General features: G+C 63.7%; 23 protein-coding genes. 12 read left to right on the forward strand and 11 right to left on the reverse strand.

Annotated features, from left to right (window positions below; all coding sequences use genetic code 11):
* Window positions 1–433: 433 nt before the first annotated feature.
* From HV753_RS02170 to HV753_RS02190, 5 genes are all read left to right on the forward strand, one after another.
* Window positions 434–1,549: a high-affinity branched-chain amino acid ABC transporter substrate-binding protein gene (locus tag HV753_RS02170; RefSeq protein ID WP_175172779.1), complete on the forward strand. Its 1,116-nt coding sequence runs from the start codon at window positions 434–436 to the stop codon at window positions 1,547–1,549.
* A 191-nt stretch (window positions 1,550–1,740) separates the two neighbouring features.
* A complete protein-coding gene (gene livH / locus HV753_RS02175; RefSeq protein ID WP_175172780.1) occupies window positions 1,741–2,667 on the forward strand; it encodes a high-affinity branched-chain amino acid ABC transporter permease LivH in 927 nt (308 codons plus the stop codon).
* Complete coding sequence (locus tag HV753_RS02180) at window positions 2,667–3,902, forward strand: high-affinity branched-chain amino acid ABC transporter permease LivM (protein WP_175172781.1); 1,236 nt, start codon at window positions 2,667–2,669, stop codon at window positions 3,900–3,902. The genes livH and HV753_RS02180 overlap by 1 nt, the downstream gene beginning before the upstream one ends.
* Complete coding sequence (livG, locus tag HV753_RS02185; RefSeq protein ID WP_175172782.1) at window positions 3,899–4,666, forward strand: high-affinity branched-chain amino acid ABC transporter ATP-binding protein LivG; 768 nt, start codon at window positions 3,899–3,901, stop codon at window positions 4,664–4,666. The genes HV753_RS02180 and livG overlap by 4 nt, the downstream gene beginning before the upstream one ends.
* On the forward strand, window positions 4,666–5,367 hold the full coding sequence (locus tag HV753_RS02190; RefSeq protein ID WP_175172783.1) for an ABC transporter ATP-binding protein: 702 nt from the start codon (window positions 4,666–4,668) through the stop codon (window positions 5,365–5,367). The genes livG and HV753_RS02190 overlap by 1 nt, the downstream gene beginning before the upstream one ends.
* A gap of 775 nt (window positions 5,368–6,142) precedes the next feature.
* Here HV753_RS02190 and cuyB read toward each other — a convergent pair.
* From cuyB to HV753_RS02205, 3 genes are read right to left on the reverse strand one after another with little or no spacing between them, the layout of a single operon-like run.
* Entirely contained in the window at window positions 6,143–6,886 is a 744-nt protein-coding gene (cuyB, locus tag HV753_RS02195; protein WP_175172784.1) for a cysteate racemase, read from the reverse strand.
* 1 nt (window position 6,887) lies between these two features.
* Window positions 6,888–8,369: an N-acyl-D-amino-acid deacylase family protein gene (locus HV753_RS02200; protein WP_175172785.1), complete on the reverse strand. Its 1,482-nt coding sequence runs from the start codon at window positions 8,367–8,369 to the stop codon at window positions 6,888–6,890.
* An 8-nt stretch (window positions 8,370–8,377) separates the two neighbouring features.
* Window positions 8,378–9,355: a Bug family tripartite tricarboxylate transporter substrate binding protein gene (locus HV753_RS02205; protein ID WP_175172786.1), complete on the reverse strand. Its 978-nt coding sequence runs from the start codon at window positions 9,353–9,355 to the stop codon at window positions 8,378–8,380.
* Window positions 9,356–9,474: 119 nt separating this feature from the next.
* Here HV753_RS02205 and HV753_RS02210 point away from each other — a divergent pair, with 119 nt between their 5' ends.
* Window positions 9,475–10,443, forward strand: coding sequence for a LysR family transcriptional regulator (locus tag HV753_RS02210; protein WP_175172787.1), 969 nt, complete (start codon window positions 9,475–9,477; stop codon window positions 10,441–10,443).
* Between the two features lie 67 nt (window positions 10,444–10,510).
* Here HV753_RS02210 and HV753_RS02215 read toward each other — a convergent pair whose 3' ends face one another.
* Window positions 10,511–11,122: a glutathione S-transferase family protein gene (locus HV753_RS02215; protein WP_175172788.1), complete on the reverse strand. Its 612-nt coding sequence runs from the start codon at window positions 11,120–11,122 to the stop codon at window positions 10,511–10,513.
* Between the two features lie 193 nt (window positions 11,123–11,315).
* On the opposite strand from HV753_RS02215, the gene HV753_RS02220 reads away from it, so the two are divergent.
* Window positions 11,316–12,431, forward strand: a complete 1,116-nt coding sequence (locus tag HV753_RS02220; protein ID WP_175173638.1) for a PQQ-dependent sugar dehydrogenase — start codon at window positions 11,316–11,318, stop codon at window positions 12,429–12,431.
* A gap of 3 nt (window positions 12,432–12,434) precedes the next feature.
* Window positions 12,435–13,073 carry a glutathione S-transferase family protein gene (locus HV753_RS02225; RefSeq protein WP_175172789.1) on the forward strand — a complete coding sequence of 213 codons (639 nt, stop codon included), beginning with the start codon at window positions 12,435–12,437 and terminating at the stop codon, window positions 13,071–13,073.
* A gap of 29 nt (window positions 13,074–13,102) precedes the next feature.
* Here HV753_RS02225 and HV753_RS02230 read toward each other — a convergent pair whose 3' ends face one another.
* Window positions 13,103–14,011 (reverse strand): DMT family transporter, encoded by a 909-nt coding sequence (locus tag HV753_RS02230; RefSeq protein WP_175172790.1) that lies wholly within the window; start codon window positions 14,009–14,011, stop codon window positions 13,103–13,105.
* 70 nt (window positions 14,012–14,081) lie between these two features.
* Window positions 14,082–14,459 (reverse strand): DUF423 domain-containing protein, encoded by a 378-nt coding sequence (locus tag HV753_RS02235; RefSeq protein ID WP_175172791.1) that lies wholly within the window; start codon window positions 14,457–14,459, stop codon window positions 14,082–14,084.
* Window positions 14,460–14,609: 150 nt separating this feature from the next.
* Here HV753_RS02235 and parS point away from each other — a divergent pair, with 150 nt between their 5' ends.
* Both parS and HV753_RS02245 read left to right on the forward strand, forming a co-directional pair.
* Window positions 14,610–15,095: a type II RES/Xre toxin-antitoxin system antitoxin gene (parS, locus tag HV753_RS02240; RefSeq protein WP_175172792.1), complete on the forward strand. Its 486-nt coding sequence runs from the start codon at window positions 14,610–14,612 to the stop codon at window positions 15,093–15,095.
* A complete protein-coding gene (locus HV753_RS02245; RefSeq protein ID WP_175172793.1) occupies window positions 15,092–15,604 on the forward strand; it encodes an RES family NAD+ phosphorylase in 513 nt (170 codons plus the stop codon). The genes parS and HV753_RS02245 overlap by 4 nt, the downstream gene beginning before the upstream one ends.
* Window positions 15,605–15,723: 119 nt before the next feature.
* On the opposite strand, the gene HV753_RS02250 is transcribed toward HV753_RS02245, so the two are convergent.
* Together HV753_RS02250 and HV753_RS02255 are read right to left on the reverse strand one after the other, a co-directional pair.
* Window positions 15,724–16,785, reverse strand: coding sequence for an alcohol dehydrogenase (locus tag HV753_RS02250; protein WP_175172794.1), 1,062 nt, complete (start codon window positions 16,783–16,785; stop codon window positions 15,724–15,726).
* 37 nt (window positions 16,786–16,822) lie between these two features.
* Window positions 16,823–18,031: an ABC transporter substrate-binding protein gene (locus HV753_RS02255; RefSeq protein WP_175172795.1), complete on the reverse strand. Its 1,209-nt coding sequence runs from the start codon at window positions 18,029–18,031 to the stop codon at window positions 16,823–16,825.
* Between the two features lie 226 nt (window positions 18,032–18,257).
* Here HV753_RS02255 and HV753_RS02260 point away from each other — a divergent pair, with 226 nt between their 5' ends.
* Window positions 18,258–18,998 carry an IclR family transcriptional regulator gene (locus HV753_RS02260; RefSeq protein ID WP_175172796.1) on the forward strand — a complete coding sequence of 247 codons (741 nt, stop codon included), beginning with the start codon at window positions 18,258–18,260 and terminating at the stop codon, window positions 18,996–18,998.
* Between the two features lie 17 nt (window positions 18,999–19,015).
* Here the strand turns inward: HV753_RS02260 and rocF are convergent, their stop codons facing one another.
* Together rocF and rocD are read right to left on the reverse strand one after the other, a co-directional pair.
* Window positions 19,016–19,954: an arginase gene (gene rocF, locus HV753_RS02265; RefSeq protein ID WP_175172797.1), complete on the reverse strand. Its 939-nt coding sequence runs from the start codon at window positions 19,952–19,954 to the stop codon at window positions 19,016–19,018.
* Window positions 19,955–19,976: 22 nt separating this feature from the next.
* Window positions 19,977–21,212 carry an ornithine--oxo-acid transaminase gene (gene rocD, locus HV753_RS02270; protein ID WP_175172798.1) on the reverse strand — a complete coding sequence of 412 codons (1,236 nt, stop codon included), beginning with the start codon at window positions 21,210–21,212 and terminating at the stop codon, window positions 19,977–19,979.
* A gap of 203 nt (window positions 21,213–21,415) precedes the next feature.
* Here rocD and HV753_RS02275 point away from each other — a divergent pair, with 203 nt between their 5' ends.
* Window positions 21,416–22,198: a MetQ/NlpA family ABC transporter substrate-binding protein gene (locus HV753_RS02275; RefSeq protein WP_246288173.1), complete on the forward strand. Its 783-nt coding sequence runs from the start codon at window positions 21,416–21,418 to the stop codon at window positions 22,196–22,198.
* A 13-nt stretch (window positions 22,199–22,211) separates the two neighbouring features.
* Here the strand turns inward: HV753_RS02275 and HV753_RS02280 are convergent, their stop codons facing one another.
* Window positions 22,212–23,408, reverse strand: a complete 1,197-nt coding sequence (locus tag HV753_RS02280) for an MFS transporter (protein WP_175172800.1) — start codon at window positions 23,406–23,408, stop codon at window positions 22,212–22,214.
* Window positions 23,409–23,487 lie beyond the last annotated feature (79 nt).

Here is a 23,487-nt window from a genome sequence, read left to right on the forward strand (position 1 = left end):
CGGGCGGCGCTGAAGAGGCGCGCATCAGGGCGATTAATGCCGCCCTGATGCGCGCTTTTTTATTGGGCCGATAATCATTATTCGTAAGTCCCGCGTAAGGACTGTATTTAAATGCATTGTCGAACAGTGTATTAATGATTTTTCATATATTGCGCCAAGCACAAGTCCTAGTGTCACACCATTGGATAACTAAGGGAAAGTTGCGATTTATCCAGGGAATTCATGGACTTGCCATCTGGATCCGTCACGATTAAAGGTTCGGCGGAAAATATTGGGGATTACACGCAGTGACAGTATGGCGGCTTGCTTCCAGAATACCGCCCACACCGTGTTTTTGCCCAAGAAGCCGGCGACGCGCGATACGGATTGCGGGGTATCCACCCGATAACCCGTCTCGATCAGAGCCGCTCAAAACCTCGCTGGAGAACTCCGCATGAAGTTTCTGAATCGCCTTACCCCGGTAGCCATGGCGCTTGGGGCACTTGCCTTGGCTGGCGCCGCGCACGCCGCCGATACGATCAAGATCGGCATTCCCCAGCCCATGACCGGTCCCAACACGCAATATGGCGACCAGATCCAGGCCGGCGCCTTGACCGCCATCGAGACCATCAACGCCAAGGGCGGCGTGAAGGGCAAGAAGCTTGAGCCGATCCTGATCGACGACGGCTGCGAACCCAAGCAGGCCGTGCCGGCCGCCAACCGCGTGGTCAATTCCGGCGCCAAGTTCGCCGTGGCCCATGCGTGCTCGGGCGTGACCGTCGCCGCCGTGAAGGTCTATGAGGAAGAGGGCATTGTCGGCATCACCCCGGGCGCCACGTCGCCCCTGGTGACGGACACCATCAAGCCGCATTATTTCTTCCGCACGATTGGCCGCGACGACCAACAAGGCCCGTATGCCGCCAGCTACATTGCCAAGACGCTGAAGCCCCAGAAGGTCGCCGTGCTGCATGACAAGCAGACTTACGGTTCGGGCGTGGCCACGCAGGTCAAGGATTCCCTGGCCAAGGAAGGCGTGAACGTTGCCATGTTTGAAGGCATCAACGTCGGTGACAGCGATTACTCGGCCATCATCACCAAGCTGAAGTCCGCAGGCGTGGACCTGGTCTACTTCGGTGGCTACCACCCCGAACTCGGCCTGCTGCTGCGCCAGGCGCGTGAACAGGGCCTGAAGGTTCAGTTCATGGGTCCGGAAGGCACGGCCAACCAGGATCTGGTGGCGATCGCCGGCCCGGCGATTGACGGCCTGCTGGTCACGCTGCCGGCTGACTTCACCAAGCTGCCTGGCAACGAGAGCATCGTGAAGGCCTTCAAGGACGCCAAGCGCGATCCGGACGGCGCCTTCCAGATGCCGGCGTATGCCGCCGTGCAGATCCTGGCTGACAGCATCAACGCGGTGGGTGAGGATCCCGCCAAGGTGGCTGACTACATGCACAAGACCACGTTCAACACCGGCATCGGCAAGGTCGAGTACGACGCCAAGGGCGATTTGAAGAACTTCGAATTTGCCGTTTACAAATGGGACAAGAACGGAAAGAAGACCCAGCTGTAAACTCGCGATCCCGCCGGCGCGGTGCCGGCGTGTAGGGCCTGTCGTCTTCGTTGTGCCGTAATCCGCGTAGCGATGCGCCAAAAGCGCTGTGCGGCCGGCATGGGTTGACCACAGGCTCTTATAAAATACGCCCAGGTTTCCGGCTCCGGGTCTCTCCACCGGGGCCGGAACCATTTGGAGCAAGAGAAATAATGTCCGACCTCATACCCCAACTTACCCAGCAATTCTTCAACGGATTGTCCCTGGGCGCGATCTATGCGTTGATTGCCATCGGCTACACAATGGTCTACGGCATCATCGGTATGATCAACTTCGCCCACGGCGAAATCTATATGATCGGCGCCTATGTCGGCCTGGTCACCTTGACGTCCATCGGCACCAATAGCGGGCTGCCGGTGCCTTTCATCATCGCCGCCATGCTGCTTGTCGCGATTACCGTGACCGGCATCTACGGCTTCTCCGTTGAGCGCGTGGCCTACCGCCCCGTCCGAGGCAGCCCCCGTCTGGTGGCCCTGATCTCGGCCATCGGCATGTCGATCTTCCTCCAGAACTGGGTTGCGCTGGGCCAAGGCGCGCGCGACATGGCTGTGCCCTCGCTGGTATCGGGCGCCGTGCAGTTCCACATGGGGACTGATTTTGATGTGACGGTGCCGTATTCGCGCATCATGATCATCGTCGTGACGGTGGTGCTGATGATCGCGCTGACCCTGTTCATCAAGTATTCCCGCATGGGCCGTGCCTCGCGCGCCTGCTCGCAGGATATGCACATGGCCAATCTGCTGGGCATCGACACCAACCGCGTGATTTCCTTCACGTTCGTGATGGGCGCGATCCTGGCGGCAGTGGGTGGCGTATTGATCGCCATCACCATCGGCAAACTGAATCCCTTCATCGGCTTCCTGGCCGGCATCAAGGCCTTTACGGCAGCGGTGCTGGGCGGTATCGGCAGCATTCCCGGCGCGATGCTGGGCGGCGTGCTGCTGGGCTTGGCCGAAACCTTCGCGGCCGCCTATATCTCGTCACAGTACAAGGACATCGTGGCGTTCTCGCTGCTGGTCCTGATTCTGTTGTTCCGTCCCACCGGGCTGCTGGGCAAACCTGAGGTGGAAAAAGTCTGATGTCGAAAAACAATATTAAAAACGCCACGATGGCGGCCGTCCTGACGGCGGTCATCGTTACGCCGGTCTTCGGACTGCAACTGATTCGTCAGGGCGCGCGCACGTCGATGGAATCGCACTGGGGGCTGGTGGCGCTTGCCGCTGGCGTGGTGTTCCTGTTCCAGATGCTGCGTCCGTGGATTGCCTTGCCGTTCAAGAAGCTCAAGACGGCGCTGCCGACCTTGCCGTCGGCACCTGCGAAAAGCCACAAGGGGCTGGCGCTGTTGCTCTTGGCGATAGCGGTCGTATGGCCGTTCTTCGCCGGGCGCAGCTCGGTCGACATTGCCACCTTGGTGCTGATCTACGTGATGCTGGGCCTGGGCCTGAACATCGTGGTGGGTTTTGCCGGCCTGCTGGACTTGGGCTTTGTCGGCTTCTATGCCGTGGGCGCCTACACCTACGCCTTGCTGTATCACTGGGGCGGCTGGAGCTTCTGGGAAGCGCTGCCGTTCTCGGGTGCGGTCGCGGCATTGTTCGGCTTCGTGCTGGGCTTTCCGGTGCTGCGCCTGCGAGGCGACTACCTGGCGATCGTGACACTGGGGTTCGGTGAAATGATCCGGCTGCTGCTGATCAACCTGAATACGTTGACCGGTGGTCCGGATGGCATTTCCGGGATTCCGAAGCCGACCGTCTTCGGCCTGGAAATGACGCGCCGCGCCAGTACCGAGGGGGGCACGACCTTCCATGACTTCTTCGGCCTGACGTTTCAGAACCAGGACATGGTGATCTATCTGTACATGATGGCGCTGTTGCTGGCGCTGATCACGCTGTTCGTGTCGACGCGCCTGATCCGCATGCCGGTGGGACGCGCCTGGGAAGCGCTGCGCGAGGATGAGATCGCGTGCCGTTCGCTGGGGTTGAATCCCACGCGCATCAAGTTGTCCGCGTTCACGCTGGGCGCCACGTTCGCTGGTTTTGGCGGGGCGTTCTTCGCCGCGCGCCAAGGCATGGTGAACCCGGAGTCCTTCACCTTCATCGAATCCGCGCTGATCCTGGCCATTGTGGTGCTGGGCGGCATGGGCTCGCAGATCGGGGTGATTCTGGCAGCCGTGTTGTTGACGGTGTTGCCGGAGCTGGCGCGCGAATTCGCCGAGTACCGGATGCTGATGTTCGGTCTGGTGATGGTGTTGATGATGATGTGGCGTCCGCAGGGGTTGTTGCCCATGAAGCGTCCCCACGTGGAGCTGTCTAAATGAGCGAGGCATTGCTGAAAGTATCCGGACTCACCATGCGGTTCGGCGGCCTGTTGGCCGTCGACAGCGTGGCGTTTGAAGTCAAATCGGACGAGGTGTTCGCCATCATCGGCCCCAATGGGGCGGGCAAGACCACGGTGTTCAACTGCGTGGGCGGCTTTTATGCGCCGACCGCAGGCGACATCATCATGGACGGCAAGTCGATTACCGGCCTGCCCAGCCATAAGGTCGCCCGTCACGGGCTGGTGCGCACGTTCCAGAACGTGCGCCTGTTCAAGCAGCTGACGGTGTTGGAAAACCTGTTGGTGGCGCAGCACACCCAGGTCGAATCGCGGCTGTTGCCCGGGCTGTTGAAGTTAAAGAGCTACCGTCAGTCGGAAACCGACGCGCTGGCGCGTGCGGCGCAGTGGCTGGACTTCATGGGGCTGCGCGAATTCGCCAACCGCGAAGCGGGCAACCTGGCATACGGCCACCAGCGCCGCCTGGAGATCGCGCGTTGCATGATCACCAAGCCGCGTTTGTTGATGCTGGACGAGCCGGCGGCGGGCCTGAATCCTCAGGAAAAGCGCGATCTACAGTCGCTCATCGATCAGTTGCGACGCGAGTTCGGCGTCGCGGTGCTGCTGATCGAGCACGACATGAGCCTGATCATGGGCATTTCGGATCGGATTCTGGTCATGGAGCACGGCAAGCCCATCACGACCGGCACCCCCGAGCAGGTGCGCAACGACGAGCGCGTCATCAAAGCGTACCTGGGGGAGGAATGATGCTTAAGCTGGAAAACATACACACCTACTACGGCGCGATCCAGGCGCTGAACGGCGTGTCGGTGGACGTCAATAAAGGTGAGATCGTCACGCTGATCGGGGCCAACGGCGCCGGCAAGACGACGCTGCTGATGACGGTCTGCGGCAACCCCCGGGCGCGTGAAGGAAAAATCACGTTTGAAGGCGAGGACATCACCAACAAGGACACGCACCACATCATGCGCAATGGCATTGCCATTTCGCCGGAAGGTCGTCGCGTCTTCAAGGATCTGACCGTTGCCGAAAACCTGATGATGGGCGGCTTCTTCTTGAAGCGCACGGAAATCGAGGCAGGCATCGAGCACGTCTACGGTTTGTTTCCGCGCTTGAAAGAGCGTTCCAGCCAGCGCGCGGGTTTGATGTCGGGCGGCGAACAGCAGATGCTGGCCATCGGCCGGGCGCTGATGACCCGTCCGCGCTTGCTGTTGCTGGACGAGCCCACGTTGGGCCTGGCACCGCTGGTGATCGCGCAGATCTTCGACATCATCCGCGAGATCCGCGAACAAGGCGTGACGGTGTTCCTGGTGGAGCAGAATGCGAACAAGGCGCTAGGCGTGGCCGATCGCGGCTATGTGCTGGAGAACGGCCGTGTCGTGCTGCAAGACACGGGTGCCAATTTGCTGGTCAACGATCAAGTCCGCCGGGCTTACCTGGGCGGCTGACGATCAGTTCGACATTCCCCGCGAAGGGAAATTGGGGCGCATCGAGAGATGCGCCTTTTTTTTCGATGGGGAAGTGATGGGTTGCGCGCGCTGATCAGCGGCGTTCCATTGTCATTCGTCTCGCGCTACACCCATCCTACGAGAACCGGTCCGCGCTTCGTAGGATGGGTGTAGCGCGCGGAAGACAAGCGCAAGAACAAGGTCTCCAACGCGCGCAACCCATCAAGCGACCCGTCCAACATTCCCCGCCAAGGAAAACAAGCGCACATCGAATATGCATTTCTTTCCACCCGTAGGATGGGTGTAGCGCGCGGAAGACAAGCGCAAGAACAAGGTCTCCAACGCGCGCAACCCATCAATCGACCCGTCCAACATTCCCCGCCAAGGAAAACAAGCGCACATCGAATGTGCATTTCTTTTCACCTGTAGGATGGGTGTAGCGCGCGGAGGAAAATCATAAGCACAAGGTCTCCAACGCGCGAAACCCATCAGGCGACCCGTCCAACATTCCCCGCCAAGGAAAACAAGCGCACATCGAATGTGCATTTTCTCCACCCGTAGGATGGGTGTAGCGCGCGGAAGACAAGCGCAAGTACAAGGTCTCCAACGCGCGAAACCCATCAGGCGACCCGTCCAACATTCCCCGCCAAGGAAAACAAGCGCACATCGAATGTGCATTTTTCTCCACCCGTAGGATGGGTGTAGCGCGCGGAGGAAAATCATAAGCACAAGGCCTACACAGCGCGCGAAACCCATTCTCAACGCGCGAAACCCATCACGCCGCGATCAGTTGTTTTGCCAAATCTGCTTCGTAATGCGCGATGGCCGCGCGGGCGAGGGCGTCGATGGAGTCTGTCAGCGTCACGCCCAGGCTTGGGCGCAGAGCGTGTGGCACGGCCAGCGGCAGTTCGGTGCAGCCGAGCACGACGGCGTCGGCGCCGCGGGCCTTCAGGAGGGCGATGCAATCGGCGGCAGGCGCGAAGGCGGCTTCAAGCTGGTTGCCTTTGACGGCGCGGATCGACCCCATGCAATAGCGTTCAACTTCGTCGTCGTCCGGCACGATGCATTCGTAGCCTTGGGCCTCGAGGTGCTTTTGGTAAAGGCCTAGTTTCAAGGTGGCCGCCGTGCCCATCAGGCCGATGCGGCCGCGTGGCAGGCCTAGCCGGCGCAGATCGTCGATCACGGCCTGGATGATGTGCAGCACGGGCAGGCGAGTGGCTGCGGCGATCTCGTCGTACCAAAGGTGCGCCGTGTTGCAAGGGATGGCGATCAGTTGCGCGCCCGCTTGTTCCAGGAAACGTACACCGCCGACCATGTAAGGCAGGGGGCTTTCGCCACCCGCCATGTAGGCACTGGAACGATCAGGGATGCGGGGGTCGTTGCGCAGCAGGGTGGGGATGTGCTGCTGGTCGATCGCGGCGGGGGTAAGCGCCGCCAGGCGCAGGGCAAAGGCCGCCCCGGCCATGGGGCCCATGCCGCCTAATACACCCAGGTAGCAATCCTGGGAAAACGTCTTCACTTTATAAACTCCGTGGTAATGCATCGCCGGGCGTCAGGACCTGGCCCGGGCGTTCAGCGCTGGTCCGTTCCCCGTCCCAGACACGCTTGCCGTTGACCCACACCGCGTGGACGCCCTGGCTTGCCTGAATGGGAGCTGAAAAAGTGGCCACATCTGTCACCGTGGCGGGATCGAACAGCACCAGATCGGCATGATAACCCTCGCGCAGCGCTCCGCGCTCGGCGATGCCGTATTGGTCAGCCGCCAGGCCGGTCATCTTGTGGATCGCGGCCTCTAGCGACAACAGCTGTTGTTCGCGCACCATGGTGCGCAGCACGTTGGTGAACGTACCCCATTGGCGGGGGTGCGGATGCGGGTCGAAGGGCAGGCCGTCAGAACCGACCATCGTCAGCGGATGCGTGAAGATGCGGTTGACGTCGGCAGGGTCCATCAGGAAGTAGATGGCGCCAGCAGGGGCCAGCCGCGCCACGGCGGCCTCGTCGTCCAGCCCCAGTTCTTGCATGACCGCGCTGAAGTCGCGCCCAGTGGCTTCGGGGTAGCCCTTGGACCAGGTGATCATCGTGCGGCTGGCCAGCCGCGCGCGATCCAGGCGCAACATCGTGGAGGTCGCCGGGTAGGGGTGGCAGTCCAGGCAGACGGGCTGGTTGGCGGCCGCGCGGCTGATCAGGTCCAGCGTTTCGCGGGTGCGGCCGTGATTGCGTTCGCCCGCCAGCTTGTGGTGCGAGAACACAACGCGGCAATCCAATTCGCGGCCAATCAGCAGCGCCTCTTCCATGGCCGGCACGATGTGGTCGGCTTCGTCGCGCAGGTGCGTGGCGTACAGGCCATGGCGGCCCGCGGCCTGCATGGCCTTCAAGGGTTGGCAGACATCGATGATTTCGTCGGTGGGCGCGGCGCTGGCTGGCGGGTAGAACGTGCCGGTGGAAACGCCGAAGGCGCCGGCGTCCAGCGCTTCCTGCATCAGGTCGCGCATGGCGGCGCGTTCGGCGTTGTTGGCAGCGCGCGAGGTGTCGTCCATGACGGCCACACGCAGGGTGGTGTGCCCGACCAACGGAATGACGTTCACGGCGGCCGGCGTGGCGCGCAGGGCGTCCATCCAGGCGCGGAACGTGCCAAAGCGGAACAGATCGGGCGGGCCGAGCAGGTCCAGCGGTTGCGGGATGGCATCGCGCTGCAAGGGCGCCAGGCTGATGCCGCAATTGCCGGTGACAACCGTCGTGATGCCTTGCGATACCTTGGGCAGCATGTCGGGATGCGCCAGCAGGTAGCCATCATCGTGGGTGTGCGAGTCGATGAAGCCCGGAGCCAGCACCTGGCCCCGGCCGTCGATCACCGGCACGCCCGCAGGGTGGGCGAAGCTGCCCACCGCCACGATGCGCTCGCCCAGTACCGCCAAGTCACCCTGGCGCGCGGGCCCGCCAGATCCGTCGATGAGCGTGGCGCCGGCCACGATGAAGTCTGCCTGCAAGGTGCGATCCGTCATGGGGCTGCTTAGTCCAGTTTTTCGATGCCGGCGGTTTCGATGATCTTCTGCCACTTGGCGGTTTCACGATCGATCAACTGCTTGAATTCCTCGGGCGTGCCGGTGGCGGGTTCGGCGCCAAGCGTTGCGAGGCCCGTGCGTACTTCAGGGGCTTGCAGGGCTTTCTGAATGGCGGCGTTCAGCGTGGCCACCACGTCGGCGGGGGTGCCTTTGGGGGCAACGACGCCACCCCAGGCGACCGTCTCATAGCCCTTCAAGCCGGATTCGTCCAGCGTGGGCACGTCGGGCATCAACGACAGGCGTTTCAGGCTGCTGACGCCAATGGCACGGACCTTGCCGCTCTTGACCAGCGGTGTGGCTTCCGAGGTATTGACGAAGAGGTAGTCCAGGCGGCCACCCAGCAAGTCCTGGATGGCGGCGGGGCCGCCGTTGTACGGGATGAACATCACGTCGACCTTCGCCATGCTTTTGAAGAGTTCGCCGCCCATGTGGCCGGTGGTGCCGACGCCCGAGGCACCGTAGGACAGGCGGCCGGGCTGTTGGCGTGCACGCTCGATCAGGTCTTGCACGCTCTTGACGGGGGAGTCAGCCGGCACAATCAGCGCGTTGTACAGGTCGAACATGTGGGCGACCGGCGTCAGGTCCTGGTCCACGTCGTAGGGCAAGCGCTTGAACAGCGAGCGGTTCACGGCCAGCGTGTTGATGTTGCCGTAGCCCACGGTATAGCCATCGGCGGCGGCGCGCTTGACTAGCGCGATACCGATGTTGCCTGCGGCACCCGGACGGTTTTCAACGACCATCGTGGCGCCCGTGTCGCGGGCCAACTGCGTGGTGATCAGGCGCGACAATACGTCGGGCGAACCGCCGGCGGCGGACGGCACCACGAACGTGATGGGCTTGTCGGGATAGGTGCCGGCGGTGGCGGTGCCGATCAGGACGGCGCTGACCGCCAGGGCCGACAGGCTTCGGAAAAAAAGGTGGCGCATGGTGGAATTCCCCTTGTTTTGTTGTGTTGAGGGGCGCAGATTACACCTGCATTGCGGCGCTGCATCATCGAAAAATGTGGCAATCCTATAATCCGCCGTTATCGATCAAGGGGAAAAATTTGGATGCGGATGTCTACGGGGACGAGGTTGGCCCAAGCGCGGGACGGCCGTTGAATCTGCGCCAGATCGAGGTGTTCCGGGCCATCATGATGTCCGGTTCGATCAGCGGTGCGGGACGCATGCTGCATGTGTCGCAGCCCGCTGTCAGCCGGGTGCTGGCGCTAACGGAAAGCCGTCTGGGCTACCGCCTGTTTGAGCGCGTGAAAAGCCGTCTGTCGCCCTCGGCCGAGGCCCGCAGGCTGTATGCGGAAGTCGAGCAGGTCTACGGCGGCATCCAGCGCGTGAATGATCTGGCGGCCAGCTTGGGCCAATCGGGCGCGGGCATGCTGAAGATCGTGGCCAGCGCCAGCTTCGGCCAGCGCCTGATTCCGATGGCGCTGGAGCGCTTCCGTGGCCGCAATGCGGATGCGCGGGTGGATTACCGCAGCGTCACGTTCGACGAACTGGCGGCGTACTTTCTATCTGGGCAGGCGGACATCGGCATTTCCATGCAGCCTCCCGATCACCCCAACTTGACTTCGGTTCGGCTGGCACGGGTGCCGGTGGTCTGTGCATTGCCTGCGTCCCATCCGCTGACCCGCCGCGATGTGGTGCGCCCCGAGGACTTTTCATCGGCGGCGTGGATTGGCTATCCGCGGGATACGCCGTTGGGGCGCGCGTTGCAGCCGTTTTTTGGCGGCGGCCCGCGTCATGCCGCAGCGATAGAAGTGCATTCGCCCGTGACGGCCTGTTCGTTTGTACAGCAGGGGCTGGGACCGGCGCTGGTGGACGCCTGGTGCATCGCGCCTGACCAGGCGGCGCACATGGCGCTGCGGCCCATCGAGCCTCAGGCCCACGTCGAGATCTGGGCCACGCATTCAAACCTGAGCGCGCCACCGCTGTTGGCGCGGCGCTTCCTGGCGGCGGTGAAGAAAACGCTGGATGGGGAGGCGCAACCCGGCATGGCCGGTGCGCCGGAGGAGGACTGAGGCAGGCGGTCACACAGGCTAGGGCGACGCCGGAGAGCCCGCGATCGCCTTCGCCCTTGATGGTGCGTTACAGGCCTTCGGCTTTCAGGGCAGCCTGGACGCCCTTGTCGGCTTCCATGCGCTTGAAGAATGCCGCCAGATTCTCCAGGCCGGACAGATCCACTTCCTTGGCATGCGCCCAGCGCAGCACGACATACAGATAGGCGTCGGCGATGGAAGGCGCGTCGCCCGTCAGGTAGGGCTTGCCGGCCAGTTGCGCGTCCAATTGCCCGAACAGCTTGGTCAGCAGCTTGGAGGCCGAGCCGGCCAGTTCCTTCTGCGCGCCTTCCTCGGACAGGAAGCGCTGCGCACCAAAGATCATCGAGAAGGTCTTGTGGATGTCGGAATTGATGAAGCCCACCCACCGGCGTACTTCCGCCCGCGAACGGGCGCTGCCGTCGCCCAGCAACTTGCTTTGCGGGGCTTGTTCGGCGATGTATTCCAGGATGGCGGCGTTTTGCGTGACGGCCCAGTCGCCATCAACCAGCGCGGGCACGGCGCCCAGCGGATTCACCTTCAGAAAGTCGGGCGCCTTGAGCTCTTCACGGCTGAGCTGATGCGTTTCGTAGGGCTTGCCAACCCACTCCAAAACAATGTGGGAAGCGAGCGAGCACGCGCCGGGCATGTAGTACAGTTTCATGTGATGGAGTCTCCTGAGAGGAAGGACGGGAGGCACCCGTCCCTGGGCGCTATGGTACGCCACACGCGGCGCAGGCTGCGTCTTGCCACCACGCCATCCGTGCCCGCATTCAACCCAGTTGCCGCCGGAGATCTCCATGCCGTCACGTCCCGCCGCGAGCACGCGCGCGATTCCTCTGTTTGTTTCCTTGTCGATGACGGTTGCGGGCGCCGCGTATCTGGCCGCGCCTGCCCAGGCCGCGCAGGAACCTCCGTCGGTTGCGGCTCGTGTCACGCCCGTCGTGGGTGGACTGGAACATCCTTGGGCGATGGCCTTCCTGCCCGACGGCGGCGTGCTGATCACCGAACGGCCCGGTAATCTGCGTTTGCTGCGCACGCCGGGCGGACTGTCCAAGCCGTTGACGGGGCTACCCAAGGTGGCCGCGCAGGGGCAGGGAGGCTTGCTGGACGTGGCGCTGTCGCCGGATTTCGCGACCGATCGTTTCGTGTATTTGTCTTATGCGGAGTCTGACGGCGATAAAAGCGGCACAGCGGTTGGCCGGGGGCGTTTGTCCGATGACGCGACGGGCCTCCAGGACTTCAAGGTGCTATTTCGTCAGGCCCCAAAACTGTCGTCCGGCCTGCATTTTGGATCGCGCCTGGTGTTTGACGGCAAGGGTCACCTGTTCATCTCGCTGGGTGAGAACAACCAGCGTCCCACGGCGCAGGACCTGGACAAGCTGCAAGGCAAGGTCGTGCGGATCAAGGTGGACGGCACGGTGCCGTCCGACAATCCTTTTGTCGGCAAAGCCGGCGCCCGGCCCGAGATCTGGTCGTACGGGCATCGCAATCCGCAAGGCATGGCGCTGAACCCGTGGTCCGGTGATCTATGGGAAAACGAACACGGTCCTCGTGGGGGCGACGAGATCAACCTGATCCAGCCGGGCAAGAACTACGGTTGGCCCTTGGCGACTTACGGCATCAATTATTCGGGCCAGCCGATACCCGAGGCCAAAGGAGAAACCGCGCCGGGCACCGAGCAGCCGCTGTTCTGGTGGGCGAAGTCTCCGGCGATCAGCGGCATGGCGTTCTATGACGCGGATCGCTTTCCCGCGTGGCGCAATTCCGTGTTCATCGGCGCGCTGGCCAATCAGAATCTGATCCGCCTGACGCTGGACGGCAATCGGGTGGTGGCGCAGGAGTGGTTGCTGGTGGACCGCAAGAGCCGGATACGCGACGTGCGGCAGGGGCCGGACGGTTATGTGTATGTGTTGACTGACGCATCGCCCGGCCAATTGCTGCGGCTTGCGCCGGCGGAATCGGGAGGGTGAGCGATGAAAACCTATGAACTGATCGGCTCCGCCGGCTGTGGCTCGGCCATTGTGGAGATGGCGCTGGTGCTGGCCAATGTGCCGCATACGCTGACGGACGTGCCCTACCAGAAGCCCGGTCTCGAGCGCGACAGGCTGCTGCATTTGAATCCCTTGGGTCAGGTACCGACGTTGATTACGCCGGATGGCGAGGTCATGACCGAAAGCGCGGCGATGATCCTGCATTTGCACGACGTGGCGCCGCAAGCTGGCCTGGCGCCGGGGCCAGACAAACCCGAGCGAGTGCACTTCCTGAACCTGTTGCTGCGCCTGGTCGCGGCCATCTACCCAACTTTCACCTACGGCGACAACCCGCCGCAATGGACCACGGAAGGCGCGGCGGCGGATCTGTTGCGTGAGCGCGTGCACACCCGGCGAGCCGAACTCTGGCAGGAACTGGAGCGCCAAGCCGGCACGCCGCATATGCTGGGACGGCGTTTTTCGGCGCTGGACTTATATGTGACGGTCATGACGCACTGGCGGCCCGGGCCCGCGTGGTTCGGCGCGGTGTGCCCGGCGTTGACGGCCGTTGCGCGTGAAGCCGCCTTGGAACCCAACGTGGCGCGAGTACTGCGCCGCAATTTCCCGCCGCCAACGGAATAGCCTGCCAGGGGGAGCGGGCTGGCGTGGCGCTAGGCCTTGCCGCGCCGCTTGCCTTTCGCCCGTGCTTCGCGCACGGCGATGTAGACGCCGCTCCCCGCAATGAACAGCGCGCCTACATAGGCGAAGGCGTCAGGCGCTTCGCGCCAGAAAATCCAGCCCAGGATCGTGGCCCAGATCAGGCCGGTGTAGTCGAACGGCGCCACGACGGAGGCCGGACCAATCCGAAATCCCTGCGTGATCAACGCCAGCCCCAGCGTGCTGAAGAGCGCGACGCCGCCGAAGTACGGCAAGTCTTCCATGGCTGGCGTCTGCCACACCCAGGGCAGCCCGATCGCGCTGCAAACCAGTTGCCCCAGCACGATGTAGAACGTGGTCGTCAACATGCCTTCGGCCCGGCTGATGCCGCGTGCGGTAATCATCATGACGGCGTAAAGCAATGCGGTCGTCAGAGGAAGCAAGGTGGCGGGCTGGAACGCCGCGGACCCGGGGCGCACCACGATCAACACGCCCACGAAACCCGCCAGCACGGCCAGCCAGCGCTTGCCGTCCACGCGCTCTTTCAGGATCAGCACGGACAGCGCCGTCACGAATAGTGGCGCCGCGAATGCGATGGCGGTGGCCTCGGCCAGCGGCAGGGCGCGCAAGCCCAGGTAGAAGCAACAGGCCGACACCACGTTGATGGCGCCGCGCGTCAGGTGCAGGCCCGGATGCGTCGTGCGCAGCACGCGGCGTCCGCCCAGCGACAAGGCCAGCGCGGTGACGAAGGGCAAGGCGATCAGGGCGCGCAGGAACAGGATTTGCAGCGGGTTGTAGTGGGCGCCCAGCCATTTGGCGTTGGCGTCACTGAGGGTCAGGAAGAATATGCCGCCCACCACGCAGGCGATGCCTGCGGCGGCGGAGTGGTCCCGGGCGGCGGGTAATACGGTCGAGGAAGACATCTGAAACCTGCAAGGGCGGCGGTTCCTGCCGCCGTGGGGAAAGGGAACGTGCGTAGTGATGGGCCGACGGTCAGCCTTGGGCGCGGTAGGCGGCCAGGGCCACCATGGCCCAGGCGGCCAGGAAGGCCGCGCCGCCGATGGGCGTGACGGCGCCCAGCCAGTGCGTGCCGGTCAGCGACAGCAGGTACAGGCTGCCCGAGAACAGCACGATGCCCGCGAACATGACCAGGCCGGCAGCCGACAGCAGGGGCGAACCGAAGCGGGCGCCCAGCAGTGCAATGATGAACAGACCTAGCGCGTGGATCAGGTGGTACATCACGCCGGTTTGCCAGACGGACAGCAACTCCGGGGTCAGCATGCGCTTGAGCCCATGGGCGCCGAAGGCGCCTGCGCCCACCGCCACCATGAGATTCAACGCCGCGAGTATCGTGAGCTGCCGATCCGTCATTGCCAGTCCTTGTAAGTGATCGTGTGTAACGCTGCCTATGATATGCCCAAATGCGGTGCACGCTGGGGTAGGCCGACGGAAATCAAGGCCTTGAAATGGAAGTTCCAAATGGGATATTATAAATTCTGTTTGGAAATTCTTGGAGCCGTCATGAGCATCGCTATTGCTGGAAAGGCTACGGACAAGCGGGGCGCCACCGCCAAGCGTCCGCCGCGCCATACGGCAGTCCGGGCCAAGCAGCTATTCCTGGAATTGGTCGATAGCCCATTGAGCGACATGGCGCGCGACGTGCGGCGCGGCCTGCCCGCGCAAATGGTCGATGACGCCGCCGACTTCCTCCAGGTGCCCAAATCGGAAATCATGGCCATCACCGAGGTGAAGGCCGCATCGCTGTCTCGGTGGACCCGTGAAGGGCAGATGTTGCCGTTGGGGGAGTCCGACCGGTTGGCGCGGGTCGCGCGCGTGGCGCGGGTGGCCCGCCAAGTATTGGGCAGCGACGAAGAGGCGGTGCTGTGGCTGAATACGCCGGTGCCGGCGTTGGGTAACGTCAAGCCGCTGTCGTTGCTGACGTCGGACGCCAGCAGCCGCATCGTGGAAGACACCTTGGCGCGTGCCGCAGCCGGCGTTTACGCATGAGGGACTACGTTTCGTTATGGCGCATCGGCACCACGGCGGGAACGTATCGGGCGGATGATCTGAGCGGCGCGGGCGCGGCGGCAGTGGGCGGACGTTACAACAGCCCTGGCACGGCGGTGGTCTATACCTCGGCCAGCGTGGCGCTGGCAGTGCTGGAGACGGTGGTGCATTTTGCCGCCCGCGCTTCCGAGCAAGCCAACCGATATCTGATCGAAGTCGCCGTGCCGCAAGCCATCTACGACGCCAGGCAGGCGCTGACGGTGGATCAGTTGCAGCGCGACTACCCGTTCTGGGAAGCGGTGCCGTTTGCGGAAGCGTCGCAGGCCGTGGGCGACAACTGGGTGGCCTCCGGTGTGTCGGCCTTGCTGGAACTGCCCAGCGCCATCGTCGGATACCGTGGGGTGCCCGATTGCAATGTGCTGATCAATCCGGCGCATCCGGACGCCGAACACATCGTGGTGGTCCGGCGAGAACGCTTTATCTACGATCCCAGAATTCGGCCGGGATAGAGACAGATTCCCCCACGCCTGGCGCGCGTGCTGCCCGCCATGCGGGCGGTTTTGCCTAAAGGCGGCCTGGCAGTAAAAAAGGGAGCGCAAGGCTCCCTTTGTTTCAGGCGAAGCGGCGATCAATCCACTGTCAGCACGGCGCGGCCCACCACCTTGCCGGCCCGCAGCGCGGACAGCACGCTGTCGGCTTCGGCCAGGGCGTGGCGATGCACCGGCATCGGCGGCACCTTGCCCGCGCGCACCAGTTCCATCAACTCTTGCAGTTCGGTCAGGTTGCCTACGTAGCTGCCGATGATGGACATGGCCTTCATCGGGATCAGCGCGATCGGCCACGCCGAGGCGCCACCGAACAGTCCCACGATGATCAGCTTGCCGCCCTTGGTCAGGAAATCGAACGCCAGCGACGTCGTGGCGGGCGCTCCCACCAGGTCGATCGCGGCCTGAACGGGCTTGCCGCCGGCGGCCTTGATGATCTGCTGCGCGGCGTCGGGCGCGGCGCCGTCAATGGCGGCCAGCGCACCGGCATCCAGCGCGGCTTGCCGCTTGGCGGGGTCGATATCAACCACGATGGCGCCCGCGCCGCCCAGCGCCTTGATCAAGGTCAGGCTCATCAGCCCCAGGCCGCCTGCACCGAAGATCACGACCGGATGCTCGCGATAGATATCGGCGCCGATCTTCTTGAGCGCGGAGTACGTGGTCAGGCCCGAGCAGGCGTAGGGGGCGATCTGCGCGGGGTCCAGGTCTCCGATGTCGATCAGGTATTTCGGATGCGGCACCACGATGTGGTCGGCATAGCCGCCCGCGCGGTGGACGCCCAGGCATGCGGGCGCGCTGCAATGGTTCTCCATGCCCGACATGCAAGACGGGCACTTGCCGCAACCGATCCACGGGTAGACCAGGTAATTGCGATCGTTGGACAGCCCCGAGGCTTGCGGGCCGGCCGCCACGACGGCGCCAACCGTTTCATGGCCCATCGTCAGCGGCAGCGACACGCCACGGTCCTTCAGCGACAGGGTGCGTCCCTGGCCCAGGTCGTAACCGCCTTCCCATAAGTGGATATCGCTGTGGCAAACGCCCGCCGCGCGGACCTTCAGCAGCACCTGCGTCCCTTGCGGGGTGGGCGTGGGCTGCTCCATTGCCTGCAAGGGTTCGCGGAAGTTGACGACGCAATAGCACTTCATGGGATTGTCTCCTTTAGTGATTCTTATGGCCGGGGCACTACTTTTTTACCAGCGGGCATTCACTGTCGGCCAGCGACACGAACACCTTTTCGCCGGGCACCGTGGACAGAATACGGTAGAAGTCGCCGGGATATTTGGATTCGGCGGGCTTCTTCACTTCCACCAGGTACAGGTCCATGATGACACGCCCGTCCTCGGGGCGGATCCGGGCATTCTTGATCAGTTTGGTCGTGATGGGCAATTCACGCATCTTTTGATTGACCGCGGCGCCGTCGAAGGTGCCGGCGGCCTGGGCCGCTTGCAGGTAATGCGTGGTGGCGACGTAGCTAAGCGCCTGCACGATCGAAGGCGGGCGCGTGACGCCCATTTTCTTCTGCCAGCGTTGCGTCCAGGCGCGCGTATCCTCGTCGGCGTCCCAGTAGAAGCCGGTGGGGAAGGTCAGCCCCTGCGCCACGGGCAGCCCCATTGCCTGCACGTCGTTGATGAAGGTCAGGAAGGTCAGCATGCGCTGCTTGCCGCCGGTCAGGCCAAATTCCTGTGCCTGCTTGATCAGGTTGACCAGATCGCCGCCCGCGCTGGCCAGGCCCACGACGTTGGCCTTGGATGCCTGCGCTTGCACCAGGAACGAGGCGAAGTCCATGGCGCCCAAAGGATGGCGCGTACTGCCGAGCACCTTGCCGCCTGCGTTCTGGACAAAGCGGGTGGCATTGCTTTCCAGCGATTTGCCGAAGACGTAGTCGGTGGTGATGAAGTACCAGGACTTGCCGCCGCTTTCCACCACGCTCTTCACGACCGCGTTGGCCAGTGCGTACGTGTCCGGCGCCCATTGCGTGCTGAGGTTGCTGCATTGCTTGCCGCTGAAGTCGCCGGCGAAGCCGCCGCTGATCAATGCCGTGCCGCCTTTTTCCTTGGCCACGCCTTGCGCCGCCAGGCCGGCGGAGCTGGCACCACCGTCCACCACGGCCACCAGGCCCTGCGTATCGAACCAGCGGCGAACCAAGGCCGACGCCACATCGGCCTTGTTCTGGTTGTCGGCGCCTACGACTTCCACGGTCTTGCCGGCCACTTTGCCGCCGAAGTCCTCGACGGCCATGCGCACCGACATTTCCGAGCCCAGGCCGCCCAGGTCCGAATAGATGCCTGAACGGTCATTGGACACGCCCAGGCGCACGACATCGGATTGGGCTTGGGCCGCGGACGCAGCCATCACGGCGGCAATGGCCGCCAACAGGGGGGTGATACGCATCTGTCTGTCTCCCCGGCCCGATGCCGGGCCGAATATTGGAATTGTGGTGTTGACGCGGTACCGCTGTTCGATGCGCCGGTTCTCCAGCCGGCTGAAATTTATTTCTTATTGGTGAATATAAATTCCTGTGCAAGAATTTAGGTTCGCCCATATGAAAAGTCAACATAGTGGATTACCTAGCAAAGTGGGGTTTTGCTTGAGGGAAATCCGAACAGGGGTCGTCACCATGGAAGTGAAATTAGTCGCTCGGACGCTGGATCTGATCGAGCTGTTCGCGCAGACGCGCCGTCCCATGTCATTGACCGAACTGGCTCAAGGCCTGGGGGCGCCGATGTCCAGTTGCCTGGCGCTGGTGCGCACGATGGTCGCGCGCGGCTACCTGTATGAAGTGCGTCGGCGGGGCGGGTACTACCCAACCGCCAGGCTGCAAGCCCTGAGTGCACAGATCCAATCGGGCGACCCGTGGTTGGAGCAGGTGCGGCCGCATCTGGCGGCGTTGCGTGATGCGGCCAATGAAACCGTGATGCTGGGCAAGATCCAGAATGGCGCGGTGGTGTTTCTGGACGTGGTGGAGTCCACGCAGCCGGTGCATTACGCGGCGCGTCCCGGCGCGCGCCGGCCGCTGCACACCAGTGCGGTGGCCAAGGCCATCCTGGCTCGGTTGGGGCCGGCGGAGCGCGACAACGCCTTGGCAGAGGCGGACTATGCGCGGTACACGGATCGCACGCTGGTCACGCGCGACGCATTGCGCGCCGAGCTTGAACAGGTAGCCGAACAGGGCTGGGCCGCGAACGTGGGCGAGAGCGTGGGGGACTTGACCGGACTGGCCGTTGCCTTGGACCTGGGCGGCGAATGGTACGCCTTGTGCATGGCCGGACCCACGCCCCGCGTGTGGGAACAGCGCGAACAGAACCTGCGCCATTTGCTGGCCGCAGCGGAGGCGATCCGCCGCGCGCGGGCTGACTGACCGTCAAGGCATGCGGGTCAGGATCCGCGACGCATCAGCGTGGATTTACCGAACAGGCTTTCGATCAGGTCCACCGCCAGCTCGGCTGTCTTGTTGCGCACATCGAAGGCGGGGTTCAGTTCCACCACGTCCAGCGAACGCATCAGGCCCGTGTCCGCGATCATTTCCATGCACAACTGCGCTTCCCGGTAGGTCGGGCCGCCCGGTACCGTCGTGCCCACGCCGGGGGCGATTTCCGGGTCCAGGAAATCCACATCGAAGCTCACGTGCAGATGGGTGTCGGCGTCCAGGCCGGCCAGCGCGGCTTCCATCGTGGCGCGCATGCCCATCTCGTCCAGGTAGCGCATGTCGAATACTTCCAGGCCGGCCTCGTGCACCAGGCGCTTTTCACCCTGATCCACGCTGCGGATGCCAATCTGGCGAACCCAGCCCGGTTCGATGTCCGGCGTCTGGCCGGACATGCCGGTGATCTGTTCGGGGCCTTGACCGCACAAGCAGGCGACCGGCATGCCGTGGATGTTGCCGGTGGGCGTGAGCGCGTTCGTATTGAAGTCGGCATGGGCGTCCAGCCACAGCACGCGCAGCTTCTTGCCGGTTTCGCGGCAATGGCGCGCGACAGCGCTGATCGATCCGATGCCCAGGCAGTGGTCGCCGCCCAGCAGGATGGGCAGCCGGCCTTCAGCCAGTTCCGCGTACACGGCGTCATGCACCGCCTGGTTCCACGCGGTGACTTCTTCCAGGTGGCGATAACCATCCACGGGCGGCAGCCACGGGTTGGCGGGACCGTACAGATTGCCACGGTCGGTCACTTGGAAGCCTTGGGCTTCGATGACGGCGCCCAGGTCGGCCACGCGCAAGGCTTCCGGGCCCATTGATGCGCCGCGCGCGCCCGCGCCGATATCCGTGGGGGCGCCGATCAGGGTGATATGGGTAGGCAAGGGGGCAGTGTTTTGCACGTGGCGGGCTCCGATGGGTGCGTCAAGGGGCGGATAGTACCGCGGCAAGTTGGTCACATGCCCAGTCGATCTGTTCGCGCGTGACGATCAACGGCGGCGACAGGCGTAGCGTGTGGCCATGCGTATCCTTGACCAGCATGCCGCGTGCCTGCAAGCGTTCGCACCAGCGGCGCGCGCCGCCGGCGTCGGGTTCAAGCTCAACCGCCAGCATCAGGCCGCGTCCCCGCACGTCGCGCACGGGGCCGGGCAGCGCGCGCAGCCGTTCAAGGAAATAGGCGCCGACGGACGCCGCGTTGTCGATCATGCCTTCGTCGGTCAATACTTGTAGGGCCGCGCGGGCCACGGCGCAGGCCAGCGGATTGCCGCCGAAAGTGCTGCCGTGCTGGCCCGGTTGGAACACGCCCAGCACATCGGCGTTGGACAGTACCGCTGACACCGGATAGAAGCCTCCCGATAGCGCCTTGCCGATCAACGTGACGTCGGCCTCGATGCCTTCGTGCTCTTCGGCCAGGAGCTTACCCGTGCGGCCCAGCCCGGTCTGGATCTCGTCAAGTATCAGCGTGATGCCGCGTTCGGTGCAGCGCTGGCGCACGCGCGTGAAGTAGCCGGCCGGGGGCAGCACCACGCCGGCCTCGCCCTGGATGGGTTCAACCAGGAAGGCGACGGTGTTGGGTGTGATGGCGGCATCGAAGGCATCGAAGTCGCCAAAGGGCACGACCTTGAAGCCGGGCGCGAATGGGCCGTAGCTGCCGTAGGCGTCGGGGTCGGTGGAAAATCCCACGATGCCCAGCGTGCGTCCGTGGAAATTATTGGCGCACACAATGATCTCGGCCTCGTCCGCAGGCACGCCGCGCACTTCGTAGCCCCATTTGCGCACGGCCTTGATGGCGGTCTCGACGGCTTCAGCGCCGCTGTTCATGGGCAGGATCTTGTGCGCGCCGGTCAGCCGCGCCAGGTCTTCATAGAACGGAGCCATTTGGTCATGGCGGAAGGCCCGCGACGTCAGCGTGAGCTTCTGGGCCTGTTCGGTCATGGCCGCCAGGATGCGAGGATGGCAGTGGCCTTGGTTGACGGCGGAGTAGGCCGACAGGCAATCCAGGTACTTCTTGCCGTCGACGTCGTACACCCAGACGCCGCTGCCGCGGGCGATCACCACATCAAGAGGATGGTAATTGTGCGCGCCCAATTGGTCTTCGATTTGGTCGCGGCGGCGGGCCGCAGACCGGGCGCCGGGCAGGGTGGTCAGCACGGAGTTCATGAAGCCTCCCGGAGGGACGGATTGCAACCATCTTAGCGCTTGTCCGCGCGCCCGGGCATTGCCATTGCGTGACAAAGGCTTTTCGCGGATTGACGCGCAAGCTGCTGCACAATAGCGCCTGCGCCGGCATGCGTCCGGTTTTCGATGACTCCTGGATTGCCTTCATGCTCTCTCACCACCTGCTTTTGAAACTGACGCGCGGCATGGCCGTGGCGGCCTTGGGCCTCGCGGCGTGCGCCACCGTGATGGCGCAGGAAAAGCCATTGCGCATTGGCGTGATCCCCAGCGTGGCGAACGAAGCAACCGAGCTGGCGATTGCCCAGGCGAAAAAGGAAGGGCTGGACGTCAAGCTGGTGGAGTTCAATGATTGGGTGCTGCCCAACATCGCGGTGGCCGATGGATCGATCGACGCGAACTTCTTCCAGCACGAGCCGTTTCTGCAATTGTTCAATCAACGGCGCGGCGCGAATCTGATGCCGATTGCCTACGGCTATTCCACCACGATCGGCCTGTTTTCCAAGAAGCTGAAAAAGGGCGATACGGTGCCAGACGGCGCAACGATCGCGGTGCCCAATGATCCGGTGAACACCGGACGGGCCTTGCTGCTGTTGGAATCGATCGGACTGATCAAGCTGAAACCGGGCGTGGCGCATCAGGCCACCTTGGAGGACGTGGTGTCCAATCCCAAGAAGCTGAAATTCGTGCAGATCGAGGGTTCGCAATCGGCACGTACATTTGACGATGTGACGGCGTCCGTCACCTATACGACGTTTGCCAAGCAGGCCGGGCTGAATGAGAAGGACGGCCTGGCGTTCGACAACACCGACGCCGCCAGCATCCGTCGTTACGCCATCCGCTGGGTGACGACGCCGGACAAGGCACAAGATCCGCGCTTGCTGAAGTTCATCTCGATCTATCAGCACTCGCCGGAAGTCAAAAGCACGCTGAAGCGCCTGTACGGCGATCTGATCAGCTTTCCCTGGTAAGCCGGCGGGGCGCTCAGGCGGTGGCTTCGCCGCGGGAGGAGCGGCGGCCGTTCAAGCGCCAATGCAGGCCGACGGCGGCCATGGTCACGGCTGCCGACGCGCATAGCCCCAACGTTTCAAATCCCGCATGGGTGTAGAGCGTGCCAGCGACCGCCGTGCCCACGCTGGCGCCCAAATACGTGGTGCAGGTGTTCAGCCCCAGCACTGCGCCGCGTTCGTCCGGACGCGCGCGGGACAACAACAGCACCAGCAGATTCAAGCTCAGCTGAGAGGCGGCGCCCCAGAAGGCCGCAATCGCCAACACGGCGGCCAACGAATGCGCCGCCGGCAGCAGCGCCAGATAGACCAGCGCGATGGCACCCAACCCCAGTGGCAAGGCACGGCGCGGCCCCAGCCGTTCGATCAGGGGAGCTCCCGCGATGCCTGCCAGCAAGAAGCCGGCGCCGTAGGCAAACGCGATGAAACCGACCTGCCCGGCGGACAGTGCCAGCAAGGTGCGGACATGGTCCGCCAGAAAGGCATACACACCGTAGAAAGCCGACGAAAACGCGAAGCAAGCCAGTAGCAGCACCGGCACATCGCGGTAGGACAAGGGCGCCAGCAGGCGCGACAGACGCAGCGGTGCGGGGTTTTCGGCGCGGCGTTCCGGTAGTTTGCGCAGGCCCAGCAGGGCGGTCGCGGCGCACAGGGCCAGGACGCCGTACGTGGCTCGCCAGCCCACGGCATCCGAAATCAGGGCGGACAGCGGCACGCCCGCCACCAGCGACACCGACCATCCCGCAATGACGCGGCCCAGTGTGCGTGCCTCCTGGCCGGGTGGCGCCACCAACGAGGCTGAACCGTAGGCCGCAGGCAGGATGACGCCCGCCGCGGCGCCCGCCAGCGCCTGTGCCAAGGTCAGCACGATCCAGTGGGGTGCGCTGGCCGACAGGATCAGCGCCGCAATCAAAACCAGCATCGCGCCCAGCAATGCACGGCGGATGCCGATGCGGTCGATACGCGCGGCCAGGAAAAATGCACTGGCCGCCGTGGCGGCGCCATAGGCGGAAATGGCCGTGCTGATGGTCAGGGCGGAGGTCGAAAACGAACCTGCCACATCGCTCAGAATGGGGCTTAGCGCCAAGCCATTGGAGCCGACGACGCTGACGGCGAACATCAATGCGGGGACGGATGAGGGCGTGCGGGTGTTGCGGTTGCTACGGGTCTGCATGCCGGAATTTTATTGGAATAAAATAAGGGTTAACTCCGATATTTCCTTATTCCATAAAAGTTCGAATGCCGTAAGGCAG

This window comes from Achromobacter pestifer, from assembly GCF_902859625.1.
GTDB lineage: Bacteria > Pseudomonadota > Gammaproteobacteria > Burkholderiales > Burkholderiaceae_B > Achromobacter > Achromobacter pestifer.